This is a genomic window from Streptomyces sp. NPDC001401 (assembly GCF_042895385.1).
Lineage (GTDB): Bacteria > Actinomycetota > Actinomycetes > Streptomycetales > Streptomycetaceae > Streptomyces.
On the sequence record NZ_JBIAWI010000030.1, the window covers coordinates 1 to 20569 of the forward strand.

Annotated in this window: 21 protein-coding genes and 1 pseudogene; 8 read left to right on the plus strand and 14 right to left on the minus strand. The window is 70.2% G+C overall.

The genetic code is table 11. The features are described from left to right. Positions 1-157: 157 nt before the first annotated feature. On the minus strand, positions 158-511 hold the full coding sequence (locus ACFY10_RS51655; RefSeq protein WP_390672381.1) for a hypothetical protein: 354 nt from the start codon (positions 509-511) through the stop codon (positions 158-160). Between the two features lie 265 nt (positions 512-776). Next, positions 777-2306, minus strand: a complete 1530-nt coding sequence (locus ACFY10_RS51660) for an FAD-dependent monooxygenase (protein ID WP_390672382.1) — start codon at positions 2304-2306, stop codon at positions 777-779. Between the two features lie 395 nt (positions 2307-2701). Here ACFY10_RS51660 and ACFY10_RS51665 point away from each other — a divergent pair, with 395 nt between their 5' ends. Further along, positions 2702-4075, plus strand: a complete 1374-nt coding sequence (locus ACFY10_RS51665; protein WP_390672383.1) for a pentapeptide repeat-containing protein — start codon at positions 2702-2704, stop codon at positions 4073-4075. 52 nt (positions 4076-4127) lie between these two features. Further along, positions 4128-5402, plus strand: a complete 1275-nt coding sequence (locus ACFY10_RS51670; protein WP_390672384.1) for an IS701 family transposase — start codon at positions 4128-4130, stop codon at positions 5400-5402. Positions 5403-5501: 99 nt separating this feature from the next. Here the strand turns inward: ACFY10_RS51670 and ACFY10_RS51675 are convergent, their stop codons facing one another. The 4 genes from ACFY10_RS51675 to ACFY10_RS51690 all read right to left on the minus strand — a co-directional run bounded on the left by ACFY10_RS51675 (position 5502) and on the right by ACFY10_RS51690 (position 8016). Further along, complete coding sequence (locus ACFY10_RS51675; RefSeq protein WP_390672385.1) at positions 5502-6383, minus strand: NmrA/HSCARG family protein; 882 nt, start codon at positions 6381-6383, stop codon at positions 5502-5504. A gap of 347 nt (positions 6384-6730) precedes the next feature. Then, positions 6731-7183 (minus strand): hypothetical protein, encoded by a 453-nt coding sequence (locus tag ACFY10_RS51680; protein ID WP_390672386.1) that lies wholly within the window; start codon positions 7181-7183, stop codon positions 6731-6733. 48 nt (positions 7184-7231) lie between these two features. Next, positions 7232-7438 (minus strand): hypothetical protein, encoded by a 207-nt coding sequence (locus ACFY10_RS51685; RefSeq protein WP_390672387.1) that lies wholly within the window; start codon positions 7436-7438, stop codon positions 7232-7234. 254 nt (positions 7439-7692) lie between these two features. Next, the gene (locus ACFY10_RS51690; protein ID WP_390672388.1) at positions 7693-8016 is read right to left on the minus strand and encodes a hypothetical protein; all 324 of its coding nucleotides are present in this window, start codon (positions 8014-8016) and stop codon (positions 7693-7695) included. Between the two features lie 421 nt (positions 8017-8437). Here ACFY10_RS51690 and ACFY10_RS51695 point away from each other — a divergent pair, with 421 nt between their 5' ends. The 3 genes from ACFY10_RS51695 (at position 8438) to ACFY10_RS51705 (ending at position 10739) form a co-directional block, all read left to right on the plus strand. Next, on the plus strand, positions 8438-8677 hold the full coding sequence (locus tag ACFY10_RS51695; protein WP_390672389.1) for a hypothetical protein: 240 nt from the start codon (positions 8438-8440) through the stop codon (positions 8675-8677). A 153-nt stretch (positions 8678-8830) separates the two neighbouring features. Further along, positions 8831-9778 carry an NAD-dependent epimerase/dehydratase family protein gene (locus ACFY10_RS51700; RefSeq protein ID WP_390672390.1) on the plus strand — a complete coding sequence of 316 codons (948 nt, stop codon included), beginning with the start codon at positions 8831-8833 and terminating at the stop codon, positions 9776-9778. A gap of 67 nt (positions 9779-9845) precedes the next feature. Next, positions 9846-10739 carry an RNA polymerase sigma-70 factor gene (locus ACFY10_RS51705; RefSeq protein ID WP_390672391.1) on the plus strand — a complete coding sequence of 298 codons (894 nt, stop codon included), beginning with the start codon at positions 9846-9848 and terminating at the stop codon, positions 10737-10739. A gap of 17 nt (positions 10740-10756) precedes the next feature. On the opposite strand, the gene ACFY10_RS51710 is transcribed toward ACFY10_RS51705, so the two are convergent. The 7 genes and pseudogenes from ACFY10_RS51710 to ACFY10_RS51740 all read right to left on the minus strand — a co-directional run bounded on the left by ACFY10_RS51710 (position 10757) and on the right by ACFY10_RS51740 (position 15817). Further along, entirely contained in the window at positions 10757-11785 is a 1029-nt protein-coding gene (locus ACFY10_RS51710) for an aldo/keto reductase (RefSeq protein ID WP_390672392.1), read from the minus strand. Continuing rightward, on the minus strand, positions 11785-12678 hold the full coding sequence (locus ACFY10_RS51715) for an alpha/beta hydrolase (RefSeq protein WP_390672393.1): 894 nt from the start codon (positions 12676-12678) through the stop codon (positions 11785-11787). Before ACFY10_RS51715 ends, ACFY10_RS51710 begins: the two co-directional genes overlap by 1 nt. A gap of 101 nt (positions 12679-12779) precedes the next feature. Next, on the minus strand, positions 12780-13631 hold the full coding sequence (locus ACFY10_RS51720) for an AraC family transcriptional regulator (RefSeq protein WP_390672394.1): 852 nt from the start codon (positions 13629-13631) through the stop codon (positions 12780-12782). A 188-nt stretch (positions 13632-13819) separates the two neighbouring features. Further along, positions 13820-13954: pseudogene (locus ACFY10_RS51725) on the minus strand (MerR family DNA-binding transcriptional regulator); the annotation flags it as partial. Between the two features lie 33 nt (positions 13955-13987). Further along, entirely contained in the window at positions 13988-14446 is a 459-nt protein-coding gene (locus ACFY10_RS51730) for a DUF6192 family protein (RefSeq protein ID WP_390672455.1), read from the minus strand. Then, positions 14401-14679: a hypothetical protein gene (locus ACFY10_RS51735; protein WP_390672458.1), complete on the minus strand. Its 279-nt coding sequence runs from the start codon at positions 14677-14679 to the stop codon at positions 14401-14403. The genes ACFY10_RS51730 and ACFY10_RS51735 overlap by 46 nt, the downstream gene beginning before the upstream one ends. A gap of 109 nt (positions 14680-14788) precedes the next feature. After that, positions 14789-15817 carry a saccharopine dehydrogenase family protein gene (locus tag ACFY10_RS51740; protein ID WP_390672395.1) on the minus strand — a complete coding sequence of 343 codons (1029 nt, stop codon included), beginning with the start codon at positions 15815-15817 and terminating at the stop codon, positions 14789-14791. A 110-nt stretch (positions 15818-15927) separates the two neighbouring features. Between ACFY10_RS51740 and ACFY10_RS51745 the strand changes: the two genes are divergently transcribed. Continuing rightward, the gene (locus ACFY10_RS51745) at positions 15928-16911 is read left to right on the plus strand and encodes a helix-turn-helix domain-containing protein (protein WP_390672396.1); all 984 of its coding nucleotides are present in this window, start codon (positions 15928-15930) and stop codon (positions 16909-16911) included. Between the two features lie 293 nt (positions 16912-17204). Beyond that, positions 17205-18443 (plus strand): GNAT family N-acetyltransferase, encoded by a 1239-nt coding sequence (locus ACFY10_RS51750; protein ID WP_390672397.1) that lies wholly within the window; start codon positions 17205-17207, stop codon positions 18441-18443. 11 nt (positions 18444-18454) lie between these two features. Here ACFY10_RS51750 and ACFY10_RS51755 read toward each other — a convergent pair whose 3' ends face one another. Next, positions 18455-18670, minus strand: coding sequence for a hypothetical protein (locus ACFY10_RS51755; RefSeq protein ID WP_390672398.1), 216 nt, complete (start codon positions 18668-18670; stop codon positions 18455-18457). A 310-nt stretch (positions 18671-18980) separates the two neighbouring features. On the opposite strand from ACFY10_RS51755, the gene ACFY10_RS51760 reads away from it, so the two are divergent. Further along, positions 18981-20555 (plus strand): acyl-CoA carboxylase subunit beta, encoded by a 1575-nt coding sequence (locus tag ACFY10_RS51760; RefSeq protein WP_390672456.1) that lies wholly within the window; start codon positions 18981-18983, stop codon positions 20553-20555. Positions 20556-20569 lie beyond the last annotated feature (14 nt).

A 20569-nucleotide genomic window follows, 5' to 3' on the forward strand; every position in this document is an offset into this window, starting at 1 on the left:
ATCCAGGGCCGCGACTGACGTTTCCCCACGACCAGACCAACGAGCGGACAAGCCAACAGTCACATGATCAACCGCTTCTGTTAGGACCTCTAAGACCCGTCGGACTCGACTCCTGGGGCTGAAATGGGGTTGAAATGGTGCTGCGTGTCACTGCCCGTCAGGCCCGATTGAGCCGGGCTGCGATTCCGTGACCGATCAGCAAATACAAAACCGCCGGGAGTCCATAATTAAGGATGACGCGTAGACCCTCCGTGTCCATCGTGAAAATGTCCTGCGACCACCAGGCCAGCCAGTCCGCCGCTCCCTGCACGAATTTAACGAACACGTTTGCTTGATTCGCGTCGAGCAGAAACAGCAGGATCCACAGGCCCAGCAGACCTGCCGCGGTGTCGGCAATCATGCAGAGAGTCAGCGCCGTCCGGCGTCCGGTGGCCTGGCGGCGCACGGCGCGGTCTGGTCCCGAGGGCTGGTTGTAAGCGGGGTATCCGGAAACGGGGTCTGTGTTGCTCACAAGAAATTCCGATCTGCCGAGGTGCCGTGTCGGCGCGGTCGCCCGGGGCGCAGGAATTCAATCCGGGGCGTTTACCCGCTCCTCCCTCCTTCTGCGTATTGCCGGTGCGGTCGCGTTACACCTCGTTCCGCAACATCCCATATACGGTCGCCTATTCGGGAACTTACCCAAATATTCGGGTGGCGCAGCACATTTGGGGATGGAGGACCTCGACTGGGGATGGAGGACCTCGACGTCCCGGCTCGGCGCTGACCGCTCGCTGCCTTCATCGCTGCTGTGCGGGCAGCCACCTGTCGAGGTACGAGCGCAGGCCCTCCAGGTGGGTGCCGCGAGCGACGTAGCCGAGGTAGCCGTCGGGGCGCACGAGTGCGTGGGTCGCCACCGTCCACGGGCTGTCGTCGCCGAGCCGGTGCACGTCGATCAGGTCGTCCCGTCCCTTCAGCAGCGAGACGAGGTGTTCGTCGCCCCAGAGCGCCGGGGGCCCGGACAGGAGCAGGTGCCGCCCGGGCCCGGAGGTCCGCGCCTGGAGTCCGCGCGGCAGGTCGGGCAGCCGGTCGCCCGCGCGCGGACCGCGCCTCGGAGACCGTGGGCCCGCGCTGGTGGCGAGGCTGTGCCGGTAGTGGATTCCGAGCTCCGACACCGTACGGAAGACGAGGCCGCGTGGCCCGGTGGCCCGCAGCGCCAGCGGCGCCAGGCGCGGCGCGAGCCGTGTGCGGGCGAAGCGGATGACCGGGTTGCCGCTGGTGCCGATGGTGAATGCCCGGTCGGTGAAGCGCAGCACGCGGCGGCCGACCGGAGCGCGCTCGGCCTCGTATGTCTCCAACCATTCCTCCGAAGCCCTGCCCCGGCTTATCAGGGCGAGCTTCCAACCCAGGTTGAGAGCGTCCTGGATACCGGTGTTCATGCCCTGGGCGCCGGCCGGGCTGTGGATGTGGGCCGCGTCCCCGGCCAGGAAGAACGGCCCCGACCGGTAGTGGGCGGCACCCCGGTTGTGGAGGCGGAAGTCGGTCATCCACACCGGGTCACGCAACGCCGGCCGGTCGTCGGCGTACCGGTCGGTGATCTCCTGCAGCAGCCCCAGGGTCACCTGGGTGTCCGGGGCGTCCGGTGGCCGCATGGTGAGCAGCCGCCAGGTGGCCGGCGAGCCGAGGGGGAAGAAGAACAGCACACCGTCCCCGCTCATGTACGTGTGCACAGCCCCGGGCTCCAGCCCGTCGACCTCCAGGTCGGCCAGCAGGAAGGTCTGCGGATAGGCGTATCCCTCGAAGCCGATGCCCGCCTGGTCGCGCACCGTGCTGTGCGCACCGTCGCAGCCCACGACGTACGTCGCCGCTACGGCCTCCTCGGTGCCGTCGCCGTGTCGGAGCCGACAGGTGACGGACGAGCCCGTGCGCTCCAGACGGACCAGCTCGGTGCCTCGCTCCGCCTCCACGCCCTGATCCAGCAGATGCTCGGAGAGGACGCTTTCGGTCTCCGCCTGCGAGAGGAACAGGAGGAAGGGGTACGCGGTGTCGGTCAGCCCGATGTCGAACAGCGGCAGCTGCACCACCCGCCTCGGCAGATGCATCCTGACCTGCATCGCGGGATTGCCGCGTCCGATCAGTTCGTCGGTCACCCCGAACGGGGCCAGTGCTTCCAGGGTGCGTGGCTGGATGGCCAACGCGCGCGACTCACGGACCCGGTCGACAGAGCGGTCGACGATCCGGAACGACGCTCCGTAGGCACGCAGCTGTGCGGCCAGCGCAAGCCCGGTGGGCCCCGCGCCCACCACCAGCACATCCAGGGGTGCCGCCATGAATCCACGATAGTGCGCGAACGCCTCGCAACGAGCCCTACGTGGAGCCGGCGCCTGACGGCTGGGCGAGGATCTTGCCGTACTGCGGGGACACAGTCGGCGCTGATCCTTGTTCATGGGCGGCCTGCCGCACCTGCTCTCCCCCGAACCGGCCCGGAGCGTGCAGCACAGCCGGTGCGAGGGTTTCCCAACGGCTTCAGGCTGATTCGTCAGGGCCTTGGTTGTCGTTCCTGATCCCGGCGCTGCCGGTGGTCCTTGAGAGGTGTGGAATGCTGCGATCCCAGGCACTGTCTCCAGCGGAGAGAGCACGCCTGCCGGACGGACCGCCTGGAGCCTGATGAACACCGCAAACCGACCGCAACACACCGCCCCCGCCGCCGAGTTCGTCACCAGCCGTGTCGACCGACGCTGACCGCACGGTCGACGCGGAAGGCGTCAGGCGGGAGATCCTCGACGAGGCCGCGGGAGCCCAGCCGTACATACTGCGAGGTGCCCACGTCACAGGGGCGTTGCTGCTGGACGGGGCCGAGATCAGGCGGTCCGTGCGGTTCGAGGGGTGCCGGTTCGACGAGGCCGTCGGCCTGGAGGGGGCGACGACGCTCGGGGTGAGCGTCGTCGACTGCACGCTGCCCGGCTTCTGGGCGCCAACGGCACGGTTCGGTGGGCGACTTGACCTGCGCCGGTCGACCATCGGCGGGGACGGGCGCAACGCTCTCAAACTGGTGCACGCGGACATCGCGGGAGGGCTGCGGCTCGACGGGGCACGGCTGATCGCGCCGGGACGGATGGCGGTGGATGCCGGTGGCCTGGTGATGCGGGGCGGTGTGTTCTGCGAGGACGGGTTCGTCGCCGAAGGCGAAGTCAGCTTCCCCGGGGCCGAGTTGCCGGGCGGGCTGTGGATGCGCGGGGCGCGGATCACGGTGGGCGAACCGGACGCGGTCGCCTTCCAGGGGGACAACCTCAAGGCGTCGACCGTACGGCTGTCACGGGGGTTCACCACCGACGGCAGGGTGCGGCTGCGCGGCGTACGGATAGAGGACCTGCTGACCTTCGACGATGCCGAACTGCTCGGCACCGGCACCTCGTTGATGTGCGTGGGGATGCAGGCCGGGGCACTCGACCTGCGGTTCAGGCGCAGGCCCGCGGGCGGCGTGAATCTGCGCACCGCGCACGCGGACCGTATCCAGGACCACCCGTCGACCTGGCCGATGACGCTGGGCCTGGACGGGCTGACGTACGGCTGGCTCGGCGAGACGGCGTCCACACGGCGCGAGGACGTCGAGAACCGGCTGGCGTGGCTGCGTCACCAGCCGGTCTACGTCCCGCAGCCGTACGAGCAACTCGCCTCCCACTACCGCAGGTGCGGCCACGAGGACGAGGCACGGCGGGTGCTGCTCGTACGGGAGCGGTGCCGGCGGGCGACGCTGGGCCCGACGGGCAGAGCCTGGGGCTGGCTCCTCGACTCCACGGTCGGATACGGCTACCGCCCGTGGCTCGCCGGGATCTGGCTGGCGCTGCTCACGCTGGCCGGATCGCTCGTGTTCGCGGCACAGCACCCCGTGGCGAACACGAAGGACGAGGGCACGCCGTTCAACCCGGTCGCCTACACCCTTGACCTGCTGATACCGATCGGCGGCCTCGGCCAGCGCGACGGCTGGCACTGGGCGCAGGGCAGCGTGCAGGGTCTTGCGTACGCGCTGATCGCGATCGGCTGGGTCCTGACGACTGCGGTCGTGGCGGGGGTGACACGGACTCTCAGCAGGAACTAGCAGGACTCCGTTAGGTCTTTTCGTCGGTCGAGTTCAGCGGCATGGTGGGTGTGTGGACGCACATGAAGTGAGCCGTGCTCGGGCGAAGTTGGTGTTATTCGTGGCGGATGTGTTCGCGTCGGTGCCGCGTAAGGACCAGCGGGCGAAGGGCGACTGCTATCTGCGGGGGCTGATGGTGGACGGGCGCCGCAAGTCCATCCAGGCCATGGCGGAGCGGCTGCCGGACGGCAACGAGCAGAACCTGCAGCAGTTCGTGAACCAGTCGACCTGGGATCCGGTGCCAGTGCGGCGGCGGATCGCGGAGCGGATGGTGCCGCTGATCGGCCCGGATGCCTGGGCGGTCGATGACGTGTCGTTCCCGAAGGACGGGAAGATGTCGGTGGCGGTCGCGCCCCAGTACTGCGGAGCCTTGGGCAAGCAGGCCAACTGCCAGGTCGCGGTGAGCGTGCACGCGGTCTCCGACACCGCGTCCTGTCCGCTGCAGTGGCGGTTGTTCGTGCCCCGGGAGTGGGCGGACGATCCGGTCCGCCGACGCAAGACGGGAGTCCCTGAGGAGATCGGGCACCGGGAGAAGTGGCGCCTGGCCTTGGACGTCCTGGACGAGCTGGCCGGCTGGGGTCTCATCTCGCCGGTGGTGGTGGCCGACGCCGGCTACGGGCAGAACGCCGACTTCCGCGACGGGCTGGAACGTCGGAGCATCGGCTACGTGGTGGCGATCCGCTCGGACGTGACCGTTTACCCGCACGATGCGGTGCCCACTGCCCCGCCCTGGTTCGGCAACGGCCGCAAGCCTCAGCCCCGCTACCGCGACAAACCGTCCCCGGTGGCCGCGCTCGCGGCGGACCAGGAGCGGCAGGCCTTCACCGAGGTGACCTGGCGGGAAGGCTTCCGCGGGCCGATGCGTTCGCATTTCCTGTCCCTGCGGGTGCGGCCGGCCGGGGTCAAGTCCCGACGCCTCGCCCAGGCCGCCGCCACAGACGAAAACTGCTGGGACGGCGTCCTGCCCGAGGTCACGCTGCTGGCCGAATGGCCCGCCGGCGCCGAGGCGCCCACCGGCTACTGGCTGTCCAACCTGCCCGACACGCTCTCTCTCGCCGAACTGGTCCGCCTGGCCAAGATCCGCTGGCGCATCGAGCACGACTACCGCGAACTCAAACACGGCCTCGGCCTGGACCACTTCGAAGGACGTTCCTGGACGGGGTGGCATCACCACGTCACCCTGGTCACCGCCGCCCACGCGTTCCTCACCGAACAGCGCCTGGCCCCAAAAGCCGATACACCGGACTCACCCTCTACCAGATCCTCGACGCCATCCAAGACCTGCTGAAGTGCTGGACCGGCACCTGCACCACCTGCCACCGCCCCCTGCCCAGAACATCCACGACCAGCCAGAGCCCAAGAGCCAGAGCAACCTAACGGAGTCCTACTAGGCGGCACCCTCCGACCCCGCCGGCACGGACCAGTGCTCGCTCGCCCATACCTGCAGAGTCGTCAGGTGCGGGTGGCGTGTGCGCAGTGCGGGCAGGTCGGCTCTGAAGCCCACGGTGTTGAACCAGTCGAACATGGCAGCCATCTCCTCGCTGAGGGCGCGGACCTGCTCGATCGGCTGGGCGACGAAGCGCACCGCGCGGCCTGAGACACCGGCGAAGACCTCGGCCATCTGCGGGCCAGTCAGCTCGTCCGCGGCGATCTCGATGGTGCGTCCCAGGTAGTCGGCCGGGGCGTCGAAGGCGTCCGCGGCGATGGCCCCGATGTCGCCCGGGGTGATCATCTGCAGCTTCGCCTGCGGGTCGAGCGCCAGCGTGAACACCAGCTCGCCGTCCTCCCACTTCGGGCCGAGGTGCTCGAAGTTGGTGATGAAGAACGTGGGCCGCAGGATCGTTGCCGGCAGGCCGAGTGCGGCGACGTGCCGCTCGACCTCGCCCTTGCTCGCAAAGTGCTGCACCTGGCCGGGGCGGTCGGCGCCGTCGACGGAGCTGTAGACGAAGTGCGCAACGCCCGCGCGGGCGGCCGCCTCCGAGACGGCCTTTCCCTGCCGCACCTCGCCGGCGAAGCCGTCCGGCCCGGTGAAGGTCTGCACGCTGAACACGCCGTACGCGCCGCGCAACGCCCCGTCCAAGGAGGCCGCGTCATCCAGATCGCCACGGACCAGGATCGCGCCGGCCTCCTTCAACGCCAGCGCCTCGGGCTTGTCCGGGTCGCGCACCAGCGCCTGCACCGTCCAGCCGCGGGAGAGCAAGGCGCGGGCGGTGGCACCGCCCTGCCGCCCGGTCGCCCCAGTGATCACGATGACGCGGTTCTCAGACATCAGCAGACTCCTCGATTGCGCAGGTCCCGGGCTGCCGCAGGCGGCCGCCCTTCGATGCACAGAAGCCTGCTTCCTGAACCATGCTTGAGGTCCAGCCTGTGTGATCTACTTCACTGTCCCCTGTCAGACGTGACGGCGCCATCGAGTTCCCGCCCGGAGGGGAGCGTGAGCCTGGCCACGGTAGTTGGAACCAGCAAAGTGTCGTGACCTGGCGGCCTTGACCCTGCGGGACACGCTGGTTGGAACCGTTTGGTCACTCTTCCTGCAACCTGCGGTGAATGGTCACTTATGTTGGCCTCAGTTCCGTACATCCCGAGCTCGCGACGCCCGTGGCCACTACAAGCGTGTCAAAAACTCCAGCAGTACAGGCCGCTGCCTGAGCTCGCGGCGGACGCCGCGAGTCGGGCAACCCCCTGCAGGATCGCCAGCGGATCGTCGTCGGTCATGTCGTCTCCATCGGCGCGCTTGAGCCTCGTGGTCCAGCGAGCGGCAAGCTCAAGCAGCTCGCTGGAGCTGGCGTTGGCCAACGCCCGGGTCAACCGTCCCGGCAGAACAAACACCTCGATGCCATCGTTCAAGACGGGCGTGACCCAGCTCGGCCACTCCCACGCATGAAGCTGCTCGAGCGGTGGGAGCTCAGCGGACGGCGCCTCGAAATACATGTCCCACTCGACGACAGCACTATCAGGCTCGATGAAGTGGCAGGTCACAGACTCAAAGGCTCGGCCAGGGCCTCTCGGACGCGTCGCAGCAGCAGTCTGGTCATCAGGGGCGAGGAAGAACGCTATATCGGCAGCCACGCCGGCATCATGGCAGTTCACCGGCCTCTCACTTCCGCAAGCTGGCGTTCAGGTCGGCTCCTGGTCCGGATGCGGATAGCCGACCTCGGAGATGTCTTGGGCCAGGTCGGTCAAGCTGACCTCAGGGTTCAGCAACGACACGAGCTCTTGACTCAGCGGCCGCAAGGCATACACCTGGCGCACGGCCTCCAGGTCCACGGCGACCTCGTGGGTGATGGTCACCGTGGCGCCGCGGATGGGGAGGTCGCCGTCCATGACGAGCCATGTGCGGTGCGGTCCAGCTCGTCCCACAGCCGACGCGGCCCGCCCTGGTGCACGGTCGGGGAGTCCCTGCGTTCGGCAGCTGTGGCGCGGACCCAAGAGCCGTCCGCGTGGAGCATGTAGACGGTGCGGGTGCCGTCGTCCGCCTTGTGCTGGCGGTGGTCGATGCCGGGCACGAGGAGTTCGAGGGTGGAGCGGCCGCCTGGTCGACTTCGCCCGCGACAGGCTCCGCATCACTCTCCAGGTCGTCAAGCGGAGCGCAGGCGTTTCGCCTTGCACCGCACTCCCTCGATCTTCGCCGGCACCAGTTCCAGCCCCAGCCGGTGCGTCAACTCCTTCGCCGCCAAGCCCTCCTCGCCGGCCCTCGCGTCGGACTCCAGCACCTCCAGGATCCGCCGGTAGTCCGGCGCGAGCGCCTCCCCGCTCATCCCCTCGTGCCGACGCGGCACCTGCGATCCGGCAACCGGGACCGCCTTCACCACCGGCACAGACAAGGCGTCCTGCGGGCCGCCGGCGAGCATGCCGCCGGTCTCAGCGGGAGCGGACAGGGGCGCACGGCCGCGCCCATCCACTTTGACCAGTGCGCCGGTGACGACGGGATCAGGAAGACGGGTGAGCAGGTCCTGCAGCTCAGCGGGGTCGAATGGCGCATCAGCGGATGGTCACTCCGGCCGATGTCACCGACCGCGGCGCCGCCCGCACCATGCTGCCCCAACTGGCCGCCCGCTACCGCAAGATCAGGCGGCGGAGGAAGGCTGCGTGGCCGTCGTGGCCTGGCGTCCGGAGGGAGGCGCAGGCCCCGCTGGGGCGGTTTCTTCCGCGCCCAGGTGCACCTGCACAAGGACATCCGGTAACGGAGCATCGCTGACGATGCCGAGTCCGTGACAGGCAGAACCTCGCTGGAGTGCGCCCTCGGGCTGCTGCTCGATGACACTTTCCCCGGCCTGGACTCCGTGCTGCGCGGCTGCGCGTGGTGGACCGTCTGCTCGCCGGGTGCCGTATCGGAACTCGGAGGTATCGGGACCCTCCTGGACAGCAGCGCCTTCCACGAGGCGGAGCCGCTGCCCGTCGGCGGGGTATCGCTGCGCCGCCGAGGACATCTGGGACTACGACGAGGAACGCGTACGGGCGGTCTTCCGGACGCCGGCAACCGACCTGCCCGAGGGCGAACTGGTCGAGGGGATCTCCTCGGACACTCCCCTGCTGGTCTTCGAGGACCCGGCGGGGAGATGAGACCGGGTATGCCGGGCCCCACCGACCACACTGTGACCCGCATCACTCCAGTCGACTGTCACGGGATGGTTCGGTCCCCCGTCCTGAGGTCATCAGTGCGCGGCCCCGGCACCCTGCCGGGCCGCCGGGCCACAACTTCAGGAGTTCGTCATCATGCGTGTTCTCGTTGCCGGAGCGAGCGGTGTCATCGGCAGTCGTCTCGTCCCGTTGCTGACGGCCGTCGGCCATGACGTGGTCGCTCTCTCCCGCGGCCCGCGGCGCACCGCCGTGCTCGAAGCGTCCGGCGCGCGGGTTGTCGTCGCCGACGCGCTCGACCGCGATCACCTGGTCGCCGCGGTACGGCAGTCGGCGCCCGACGCGGTCGTCAACCTGCTCACCGCCATTCCCGCCGACGTCAACCCGCGCCGCCTGGCCAGGGACTTCGCGCTCACCAACCGGCTGCGCACCGAAGGCACCTGCAACCTGATGGAGGCCGCCCGTGCAGCGGGGGTGCGGCGGATCGTCGCGCAGGGGCTCTCGTACGGCTATCAGCCGGGCCCCGGACTCGCCAACGAGGACGCCCCGCTGTGGCACGACGCGACCCCGCGCCAGTTCGTGCCGGTGCTCGCCGCGCTGGAGTCGTTGGAGGAGCAGACCGTCGCAGCGGGCGGCATGATCCTGCGGTTCGGGCATCTGTACGGCCCCGGTTCCGCGTACGCCGCCGACGGCGCCTTCACCAGGCAGGTGCGGGCGGGCAAGGTCCCGCTGGTCGGCGGCGGCCACGCGGTGTTCTCCTTCACGCACGCCGATGACGCGGCCACCGCGATCGTCGCCGCGCTCGACCGGGATGCCGCCGGGGTGCTCAACGTCGTCGACGACGACCCGGCCCCGCTGCACAGCTGGCTGCCGGTGTTCGCCGCCGGGCTCGGCGCGCCCGCACCCAAGGGCGCTCCGGCCGTGCTGGCCCGGCTCGCGGTCGGCGGCTGGGGCGTCGCGTTCATGAACGAGCTGCGCGGCGCAGACAACGCCCGCGCCCGCCTCGCCCTCAACTGGCGTCCGCGGTATGCCTCTTGGCGCGAGGCCCTGCCCGCGACGGACACCGCCGCCGCCGAAGCGGCATGATGCGGCTCAGCCTTTGCCGTACGTCCCTGTCCCCGCATCGCACGGAATCCCGACGAAGGGCCCACCGATGACCACCACGCCCCCGACGGCCGCGGACACCCCCGATGCCGTCTTCGAGGAGTACCGGCCGCTGCTCCTCGGCCTCGCCTACCGGCTGCTGGGCAGCATGTGGGACGCCGAGGACGTGGTACAGGAGGCGTATCTGCGCTGGGCCGCGGCGGACCGCGCCGAGATACGAGTCCCGCGCGCCTTCCTGGTCACCGTTGTCACGCGCCTGGCCCTGGACCAACTGCGGTCGGCGCGTGTGACGCGGGAGGCATACACCGGGCCCTGGCTGCCCGAACCGGTGGCGTCTGACGCGTTCGGTCCGGCGCAGACCGCCGAGCTGCGGGACTCGCTCGCCTACGCGACGCTGCACCTGATGGAGCGTCTGACTCCACCGGAGCGCGCGGTGTTCGTGTTGCGCGAGGCGTTCGAGCTGTCGTATGAGGAGATCGCCGAGATCGTCGGCACGACCCTCGCGAACTGCCGTCAGCTGCACAGCCGCGCGGCCCGCCACCTCGCCGCCGACCGCGAACGCTTCCACCCAGACGAGGACGCGCACGGTGAGCTGCTGCGGCGCTTCCTGGATGCGGCGCAGCGCGGCGATCTGGCCGCCCTGACCGACCTGCTCAGCGAGGACGTGGTGGTCTGGAACGACGGCGGCGGCAAGGTCCGTGCCGCGCTGCGGCCGGTCGAGGGACGGGCGAACGTCCTGGCGTTCCTGGCGGGCCTCATCGCCCGCTACGGCCTGGGCAAGACAGAGCTGGTCGGGGTGAACGACGGCTCGCCCGCGGTGTGGACCGAGGTGGACGGCAACCGTCAGCTTGTCGCGCTCGACATCCGGGAGGACGGCCTGATCCACGGCATCTTCGCCGTCCTCAACCCCGACAAGCTCACGCACGTGGCCCCCCGGTCATAACAACCGGGGGGCGGTGGTCAGTACTGTGCCGGGCGGCCATCGGTCAGCCGCCCGCTGGGCCCGTACACGAAGTCACCGGTCGTGTCGAGGATGAAGTCCATCGGGAAGCCGAGCTCGATCGCGCTCGCTTTGTCGAGCCGGACGACGGCGTCGTCCGACAGCATCAGGTCGATCGCGGCCAGGTTGTCGGCCAGTTGGTCGGGGTTGCGGGCGCCGAGGATCGGGTGGATCCACGGCCGGTGCGCCCTGGTCCAGGCGAGGGCGACCTGCGCGGAGGACACCCCGAGCTCGTCGGCGACCGCGTCCACGCTCCGCGCGATCGTCAGGTCGCGTTCGGAGACGGTGGCGCGGTCGACCCGCGAGGGGCCGTCGCCGCCGGTCCGGGTGAACTTGCCGGACAGGACCCCGGCGGCCAGCGGCGACCACGCGGCCACCGACAGATCCAAGTTCGCTGCCATGGGCAGGAGTTCCCGCTCGATGTCGCGCTTGAGCAGGCTGTAGGGGAGTTGCAGCCCGGCGAACGGCGTCCAGCCGCGCAGTTCGGCCATGGTCTGGGCGCGGGAGATCAGCCACGCGGGGGCGTCCGAGATGCCGACGTAGAGCACCTTGCCCGCTCGTACGAGGTCGTCGAGGGCCCGCATCGTCTCCTCGACAGGCGTATTGGGGTCCCAGATATGCACCCACAGCAGGTCAATGTAGTCGGTGCCCAGGCGCCGCAGGCTTGCTTCCACCGAACGGGCCAGATTCTTGCGGTGGTTGCCGCTCGCGTTGGGGTCGGTGCCGTCCATGGTCAACGTGTACTTCGTGGACAGCACGAAGCGGTCGCGGTCGGGGCCGAGCAGGTCACCGACGATGCGTTCGCTGCTGCCCTCCGTGTACCGGTTGGCCGTGTCGATGACGTTCCCGCCGGCCTCCGCGTACGCGGTGAACATCGCCCGGCACGCCTCCTTGTCGGCGCCCCACCCCCAGTCCTCGCCGAACGTCATCGCGCCCAGGAACGCTTCGGAGACCCGCAGCCCGGTGCGGCCAAGCAGTCGGTACCGCATCACAGGCTCCCGTCGAAGAAGGCGACGGCACGGTCGACGGCCGGCAGGACATAGGTGTCGTCGTCGTACAGGTCGATGTGGTTGCTCGTGTCCAGCACGAGTAGTTCCTTGGGCTCGGGCGCCTTGGCAAACGCGCCCTCCGCGTCGGCCACCGGGATGGCCTGGTCGCCGCGCCCGTGCACGATCAGCAGCGGCTGAGTGACCAGCGGCAGATACGCGTCCACGTCCAACGTCAGCTCCTGCAGCACCGAAAGCGCGGTGCAGCGGTTCTCCCAGCCGAGGCGGGCGCCGCGCTCGGTGCCGTAGTACGCGAACGGTTCCGGCCCCGGATTGCCCGCGGGCATGCCCTCCGGGTTGACCGCGGGCCAGTAGGTCACCTCACCGGTGTCCGCCTGCTGCTGCGCGATCTGGGCGAACTGCCCTGTCAGAGCGGCGAAGTTGTCCGCCCCGAACCGGTCGCGGATCAGCGTCGGGTTGTTGTACGCGGCGGCGATCAGCGCCACCGCCTTGATCCGGGGGTCGAACGCGGCGAGCTGTGCGGAGTAGATCCCGCCCAGGCACACCCCCACCATTGCGATCCTCTCGGCGTCGACGTCGGGCCGCCCGGCCAGGAACCCGACGGCGGCCCGCAGGTCGGCGACCTTCGCGGTGGCGTCCTCGTGCTGGCGCGGTGTGCCCTCGCTGCCGCCCCAGTTGCGGTGGTCGAAAGCCAGCGCCACGTACCCGCGCTCGGCGAACCGCGCCGCGTAGTACCCGACCACCTGGTCCTTCACCCCAGAGAACGGACCCGTCAGCACGACCGCGCCGCGCGCCTGGGTGCCCAGATCGGGCAGATACAGGTCACCCACGAGCCGGTGACCGTCGCTGTCGAACTCGACCTTCTCGATCGGCACGCGCGTTCCCTTCGATCTTGGGCTGAGGCAGGTCCTCGGCCCTGGAAGAAAGCTAGGAGCGGCGGTCGTCCGCCGTATTGCACGTTCTTGCCCCGCCCGCGTCAGCCCAGAGCCGGGCCCGCCCACGCCCTGCCGTTGAACGTCCCCTGGTACACGGCCGGGGTCATGCCGTACGCCGAGGCGAACACTCGCGTCAGATGCGACTGGTCATGAAACCCCGTCGCGTACGCGGCCTCAGCGATCGCGCTGCCGCGCCGCAGCAACTCCCGTGCCCGGTCGAGCCGGAGCCGCAGATGCAGCTTGTGCGGCGGCAGCCCGAACCACGCCGTGCACACGCGCACGAGCCGGTACTTGCTCACTCCGGCCACCGCGCTCAACTCGTCCAGCGTCACATTGCGGGTGAGGTGGGTCCGCAGATACTCGCGTACGGTCTCGGGGGCACGCCGCGCCGCCCCCGTCGCCTCGTCGCCTCCCGCCGCGTCGGGAGCGTGCCGGGCCAGCGCCGCGACGAAGTCCAGTACCCCCGTCTCCCGCGTCAGCGCGGCACCGGGCCGCCCGGCGGGCTCGTACAGGGACCCGTGCACGGCCCGGAAACGGTCCGCGAGACCTCCGTCGTCCCGGATCACCGGATCCCCGAACCGCACCGCGTCAGGCGCGGCGACCTCGGCGATCAGCGACGGTGCCACGCACATGATGAGCCAGCGCGCGGGATCGTCGCCGACGTCCGGGCCGCCGGAATGCGCGTCATCGGCGTGCAAGGCGACCAACTGGCCCGGCGCCACCCGGAACGTCGTACCGCGCCGTCGCACGGTGAACCCAGAGTCGAGCACGAGGACGACCTTGAGCTCCTCATGAACATTGCCTCGGTAGGACTGGGCGTGCCCCTCCACCACGACGACGTCCGGGACGTCGTCAGGTACCTGCGGAGCCGCTCTGTCATCCTCCCCCGACATGCCCGCAACCCTAGCCGCCCAGGGCCGGCCCCGGTCGAGGAACCACGCACACTCCCAGCGTGAACTACCGCTGCTCTTACGGGCGTTGACTCAATGAGACGCACGGCCTCCACCACGGACAGCCCTTCCACAGGTCGGGAGCTCTGAGGAGCTCCGGGTCGAGGGCGACCTCCCCGGACGGGCGCCGGATGTAGCCGGTAGCCCGCGGGACTCCGGTCGGTTGGCGGGACGATGCCTTTGTCGGAGTAGAACCGGATGGTCTTCACCGTCAGGCCGGTCCTGCGGGACAACTCTCCGATGGAATAGAGCGCGTCGCGGTCCATGCCCCCAGCTTGCTGTCTCCCCCCACAGGAGACTCAACCGGGGCCAGGACTTCCTGCGGGGTCAAGGCTCTGTGCACCTTGTTGACCATGCGCCGGGCGGTGTGCGACCACTTTGGCCGCGACCTCCGGATGGCCCGGCACGTCCGTGGCGACCTGCGCCGCGACCTCGTCGTCGGCCAGCCGGTGAATGGCCGCTGCTTTCCGGGCAGGCGTCTCGGGACGGTCCGGGCGCTGCCCGAACCCGCTTTTCAGCCAGGTCCGTCGCCGGCGCCGCACCCTGGCACGCACGTCCAGCGGAGAGGCGTCGATCGCCTCGAAGCGTTCGGCATCGTCCGGTATGGAGGCGAGGACGCAGTGGACCCTTGTGGGAGACGCCCTCACACCGCCGGCGGCGGGCCAGCGGTGGGCGGCGAACCGGTAGCTGCGGACCCCGCTCAGCGACAGCCTCAGGTCATCGGCATGGATCTGTAACGAGACATCGACGCCGAACAGGTCCTCGCCGGGGCCGGATGGGCGCCGCCCATCCGCTGCATCGGCTCGATCGAGTCGGCACCGCCGGGCGACAACAGGGCGAACGTTGCCTGATACGGCACTAGCGTCCGTGTTCCACGGGACCGCCCGGGTTCGCGGGCCACGATCGACAGCTTCGGCGTGACGTCCTTCGTGCCGAGGTTGCGGTACGTCAGCGTCTTGGTGACCGGGGTGTTGTCGTCGTGCGGCGGCACCCGCGACATTCGGCGTCGCCATCGACGTACTCGAAATCGACCGGTACTCCGGAGCACCTGTCAACTCCCTCGTCGTCCCGGTCCGACGCGCAGCGTGACCGTGTGCCCGCTACTGACGCAGGTCGAGAGAAATGTGTGGGGACAGTGCGCGGAGGAAGTCGGGCGCGTCGAAGATCTCGCCGGCCGAGGCGACGCCGACCGTCCTGGTCCGTCCCGTGACGATGCGGTCGACCGCCTCCACCACGAGCGGCGCAGTGACGGCGTAGATGTCCTGGCCCTTCGCCACGGCGCGTCGTTCGCTGCCGCCGGAGCGTACGACGACGTCGACGAGGAAGCTCTGCTCGGACCGCCCGCTCTCGTCGGCCGCGGTCGGTGTCGGTGTGTCCGGGGCCGACACGTCCCTGGCCGCCTCGAGCGTCATGTAGGTGCGCACTTCGGGGATGGGCAGGTGGCTGGGAACGGTGACGACGTCGGTCATCGTGAACTCGCCGATGACGGCCCGGCGGCCCATCGGTTCGGGGAAGAGCCACTCCAGGGTCGGCGGGTTGTCGTGGCGGTGCTCCAGCCGCCCGTTCCTGTACACGACGCGTCCGCCGCCCCGCCGCTGCCGGGAGACCGCGCCCGCGGTGCGCGTCCCGGGGGTGGGGTGCCAACTGCTCAGCCCGTAGGCGATGTGCGCCTCGTCGGCAGCCGTCCAGTCGCCCATCGCAGCGGTGGTCAGCAGGTCGCCGAGGCCACCGTAGAAGGCCATCGCGGGGACGATCACCGCTCCTGCGGCGCGGGCGCGGTCCGCGAAGTGCGTGAACGTGTCGACGTTGGCCTCGATCTCGGCCGCCACATCCACATAGGGGATCCCGGCGCGCAGTGCCGCCTCGATCAGGGGGGCGGCCGTCGTGGCGAACGGCCCGGCGCAGTTGATCACGGCCGCCGCGCCGGCCAGTGCGCGATCGAGCGAGGCCGGGTCGTCGACCGACGCCGGGCGGTCGTCCAGTCCGGATTCGGACGCCAGCACCTTCAGCTTGTCGGCATCCCGCCCGGAGAGAACCGGGACGAACCCGCGCTCCCTCAGCTGTGCCACCACAAAGCGCCCGGTGTGCCCGTACGCACCGAACACCGCCACCTCGAGTCCCGATCCCATGGGTTCTCCCCCGTACTCAAATGATCTGTTGCGATCTGTCGTGGACATCCTGTCCGGGGCGAGCGCCCTGTGCGAGTGTCCGGAACGCCATGGCCCGTACAATTCCGGACGTGAACACTGTCGCGCTGGCCGTCACCGACGGGATGCTGCACTTCGAACTGTCCATGGCGTACGAGGTCTTCGGCTCCGCCCCGGCCGGCCTGGCAGGGCCCTGGTACAACCTCGTCGTCTGCGGGCCGGGTGCCGTGCGGGCCGGCAGGTTCGGGCTGGAGCCAGATCACGGCCTCGACCGGCTCCCGCGCGCCGACACCGTCATCGTCCCGGGCTGGGCCGACGTCGACGAGGAGCCGCCCGCCGACCTGGTCGACGCGGTGCGCACGGCCCACGAGGCGGGCGCACGCGTGGCCTCCCTCTGCACGGGAGCTTTCGTGCTGGCCGCCGCCGGCCTCCTGGACGGGCGGCGCGCGACCACGCACTGGGCGCACACTCGAGACCTGGCCGCCCGCTACCCCAAGGTGGAGGTGGACCCGGATGTCCTCTACGTGGACAACGGCAGCGTGCTCACCTCGGCCGGTAAAGCCGCCGCCATGGACCTGTGCCTGCACCTCGTCCGCCTCGACCGCGGCTCGTCGATCGCCAACGCGGTCGCCCGCCGCCTGGTCGTGCCGCCGCATCGGGACGGCGGCCAGGCCCAGTTCGTCACCGCCCCGGTGCCCGCCCCGGACAACCACCCGCTAGCCGAGCTGTTCCCCTGGGTGATCAAACGGCTGAACCATCCGCTGACCGTGGAGGACCTGGCCCGCCGGGCGCGGATGAGCTCGCGCCACCTGGGCCGCCACTTCAGGTCGGCGACCGGCACCACCCCTCTGCAATGGCTGCTGACACAGCGGATCCGCCACGCCCAGGAGCTGCTGGAGACAACCGACGACAGTGTCGAGACCATCGCGGCGGCCTCCGGTATGGGCACCGCCACGACACTGCGTCGCCATTTCAACCGCACGGTCGGCGTGCCCCCGGACACCTACCGTCGCACCTTCCGCTCCCGCACCCGCTCCGACCCGAACGCCGGCCTGCAACACCATCAACGCCCCTGAGCCATGGGACGCAGGTCAGCACAAGTACGGCGACTCCACCGGCGTCGCCGGGCAGAGCTCTTCGGCGCCAATGCCGTCGTCACAGCCCAGTACAGGGTGGATTTCGGTCCAATGCCCCTTCTCTGTAAGGCAGTTGAACACAGCGAGCCCTGTCTCGGACGGGTCCCGTCCTGTGCGGTGACAGGCCGTCGAACCCGGCGGTAATTCGATTGACCCGGGCCACGGACCAACGCTGCACTGTGGCGAGGCGCCACCAGTGGTGGTGCCGGTTTCCCGGGGAGGCAGTAGCAGCAATGGAGATCCGTCCCACGACCGACCAGGACCACGACGTCTTCGTCGACACCCTCTTTGCCGCGTTCGGGCGCTTCCCGGAAACCCCCGACGAGGACGGTGGCGGGGTCTGGTGGGCGGCACTCGAGATGGACCGCTGCCTGCTCGCCGTGACGGCGGAGGGGCGGCCCGTCGGCACCGCCGGTGCGTACGCCTTCGAGCTCACGCTGCCCGGTGAGATCCTCGCCCCGGCCGCCGGGGTGACCGCCGTCGGCGTCCTGCCCTCGCACCGACGTCAGGGCGTGCTCAGTGCGATGATGCGGCATCAGCTCACCGAGCTGCGGGCCCGCGGGGAGTTCCTCTCCGTACTGCTGGCCTCCGAGGCCCTGATCTACCGCAGGTTCGGCTATGGACCGGCCGCCTATACGCAGCGGCTGACGGTGCCGCGCCACCGGGCAGCGCTCGCCGTCCCCCGGGCGCACGGAACGGCCGATGCGCCGCCGACCGCCTCGGACACCGGCACGATCGAGGTGCTGCGGCGCGCAGAGTGCCGCGAGATCCTGGAAGAGGTCTACGACCGCTACCGCCGCGCCCAGCCCGGCGCGCTGTCCCGCCCGCACCGCTGGTGGGCCCTGAGCGCGGGGCAGCCCCCGATCGCTCCGGCGCCGCGCTACGTCGCCGTCCACCGGGACTCCGACGGCGTCCCGGACGGTTACGCCAGCTATGCGACCGGCGAGCCCGACTACACCTTGACCGTCGACGAGACCATCGCCACCGACGACGGCGTCTTCACGGCCCTGGCCCGGTTCGTGCTCGAACACGACCTGGTCGCTCAGGTCGTGTTCAAGCACTTCCCGCCCGATCACCCGCTGCGCTGGCAGTTCGCGGACTTCCGCGCCGGCGAGGTGAGCAACCACACCGACTGGCTCTGGGTGCGGCTGCTGGATGTCCCGCGCGCGCTGACGGCGCGCGGCTGGTTCATGGACGGCGAGCTCGTCCTCGACGTCACCGACCCGTTCCTCGGCGAGCACGGCCGCTACCTGCTGACCGTCCGCGACAGCAAGGCCGACTGCGTCCCCACGGACCGGGAGCCCGACCTGTCCCTGGACGTGAGCGACCTCGGTTCGATCTACCTCGGCGGTACCGCCCCAAGCACGCTCGTGCGTGCCGGCCACATCAGGGCCCACCACCCGGGCGCGGCCCCCCTCGCCGACGCCCTCTTCCGCGCCGAGCGCTCCCCGCACTGCCTGCACTGGTTCTGACCGCGTCGCGTTCAGCGCTTCCACACGTCCGGGCCGCCGCCCCGCCACTCGATCAGCCCGGATTGCTGCACCCACGCCTCGTCGACGTCCTCCAGACCCGCGAGGCGCAGGAACTCGACGACGTCCAGCAGCCCGTACGCCATCCCGCGGAAATGGTCGCCCACACGCACCCGCCGGCCTCCGTCCTCGGCTGGCGGGTAGATCACGATGGGCTGTGCGTCGGCCATAGCACCAGGGTGCGCTGTGTGTCGGCTGCGCGCATGCGGGGCGGTGGTGGCGCCGGCCTCCGCCCACCCGCCCGCGGAGGCGATCGACCTGATCTTCGAGACGATCGCCGAGTACCCGACCCACAAGACCCCGCTGGACGCCGTCCGGCCGAGTGACCCTCCATACGTGCTGCCTCCCGGTTTCACCATGTGCTTGTCACGCACGGAGCAACACCCGCACCGCGGGACTCATCTCCCGCAAATAGAACAGTGATTCCCCTGTGCCGGCCCTGTGTCGCTGCCATATTCGAAAGCCACTTCGGAGGTGGCTGTGACGCGAGAGGCGACAACATCCTGCGCCGGGGAGACGGCGACGCGCGTTCCCGACCGCACCGCCGGGCGCATCGCCGAGCTGGAGGGCCGTCGGGCGCAGGCCGTGTCTTCGGGCGGGCCGAGACGGCGTGGCGAGTTCGGTGCCCGGGAGCGGATCGAGCGGCTGCTGGACGCGGGCTCCTTCACCGAGACCGGCCTGTTCGTGCGGGCCCGGCCCGCCGGGGACGCGGCCCCTCGCGCGTACGGCGACGGGGTGGTGACCGGGCACGGCACGGTCGACGGCCGTGCCGTCTGCGTGTTCGCGCAGGACTCGACGGTCTTCGGCGGCAGCATGGGCGAGGCCTTCGGTGAGAAGACCGTCGCGCTGATGGATCTTGCCCTGAGGATCGGCTGTCCGGTCGTCGGGCTCAACGACGGGGGCGGCGCCCGCATCCAGGAGGGCGTCGCCTCGCTCGCGCTCTACGCCGAGCTGGTGCGCCGCAATGTGCGGGCGTCCGGGGTGATCCCACAGCTCTCGGTCGTCCTCGGGCCGTGCGCCGGCGGGGCCGCCTACTCCCCCGCCATCACCGACTTCACCGTGATGGTGGACGGCGCCTCGCACATGTTCGTCACCGGGCCCGACGTCATCGAGGCGGTCACCGGCGAGCGCACCAGCGCCGAGGAGTTGGGCGGCGCCCGCACCAGCAACGCCGTCAACGGCAACGCGCACTTCCTCGCCGCCGACGAGCAGGAAGCCTTCGACACCGTACGGGATCTGCTGTCGTATCTGCCCGCCAACAACCTCGAGCGGCCGCCGGAGTACGCCCCGGGGCCGGCGGCGGGCGGGGCGTGGCTGGACGAGGTGGTGCCCGATCGGCTGGGGCAGACCTACGACATGCGGGACGTTCTGCGCGCGGTGGTCGACGAGGGTGAACTCCTCGAAGTGCAGGAGCTGTTCGCGCCCAACATCATCTGTGCGCTGGCCCGGGTCGAGGGCCGGTCCGTCGGTGTCGTCGCCAATCAGCCGTTGCACTCCGCCGGTGTTCTGGACATCGACGCCTCCGAGAAGGCGGCGCGGTTCGTGCGGTTCTGCGATGCGTTCGGCGTCCCGCTGCTGACCTTCGCCGACGTGCCGGGCTATCTCTCCGGGGTCCGCCAGGAGCAGGCCGGGATCATCCGGCGCGGCGCGAAACTGCTGTACGCCTACGCGGAGGCAACCGTGCCGAAGGTGACGGTGGTGGTGCGCAAGGCGTACGGCGGCGGGTATGCGGTGATGGGCTCCAAGCATCTGGGCGCCGACATCAACCTCGCCTGGCCCACCGCCCGGATCGCCGTGATGGGCGCCGAGGGTGCGGTGGGCGTGCTGCACCGGCGCGAGCTCGCCGCCGCCGCCGATCCCGAGGCGCTGCGGGCCCGTCTGGTCGCCGCGTACGAGAGCACCTACGGGACGCCCTATCTGGCCGCCGAGCGCGGTTACGTCGACGACGTCATCGCCCCGCGCGACACGCGCGCCCATGTCTGCCGCGCCCTGCGCGCGCTGCGCGGCAAGCGTGCCGCGATGCCGGAGCGCCGGCACGGCAACATCCCGCTCTGACCGGTGCCTTCCCC

Excerpts from the sequence above, each read along its gene's own strand:
- ACFY10_RS51660 (WP_390672382.1), bottom strand. The coding sequence starts at position 2,306 with ATGGCGGCACCCCTGGATGTGCTGGTGGTGGGCGCGGGGCCCACCGGG.
- ACFY10_RS51675 (WP_390672385.1), bottom strand. The coding sequence starts at position 6,383 with ATGTCTGAGAACCGCGTCATCGTGATCACTGGGGCGACCGGGCGGCAG.
- ACFY10_RS51685 (WP_390672387.1), bottom strand. The coding sequence starts at position 7,438 with ATGGACGGCGACCTCCCCATCCGCGGCGCCACGGTGACCATCACCCAC.
- ACFY10_RS51700 (WP_390672390.1), top strand. The coding sequence starts at position 8,831 with ATGCGTGTTCTCGTTGCCGGAGCGAGCGGTGTCATCGGCAGTCGTCTC.
- ACFY10_RS51705 (WP_390672391.1), top strand. The coding sequence starts at position 9,846 with ATGACCACCACGCCCCCGACGGCCGCGGACACCCCCGATGCCGTCTTC.
- ACFY10_RS51710 (WP_390672392.1), bottom strand. The coding sequence starts at position 11,785 with ATGCGGTACCGACTGCTTGGCCGCACCGGGCTGCGGGTCTCCGAAGCG.
- ACFY10_RS51720 (WP_390672394.1), bottom strand. The coding sequence starts at position 13,631 with ATGTCGGGGGAGGATGACAGAGCGGCTCCGCAGGTACCTGACGACGTC.
- ACFY10_RS51740 (WP_390672395.1), bottom strand. The coding sequence starts at position 15,817 with ATGGGATCGGGACTCGAGGTGGCGGTGTTCGGTGCGTACGGGCACACC.
- ACFY10_RS51750 (WP_390672397.1), top strand. The coding sequence starts at position 17,205 with ATGGAGATCCGTCCCACGACCGACCAGGACCACGACGTCTTCGTCGAC.
- ACFY10_RS51755 (WP_390672398.1), bottom strand. The coding sequence starts at position 18,670 with ATGGCCGACGCACAGCCCATCGTGATCTACCCGCCAGCCGAGGACGGA.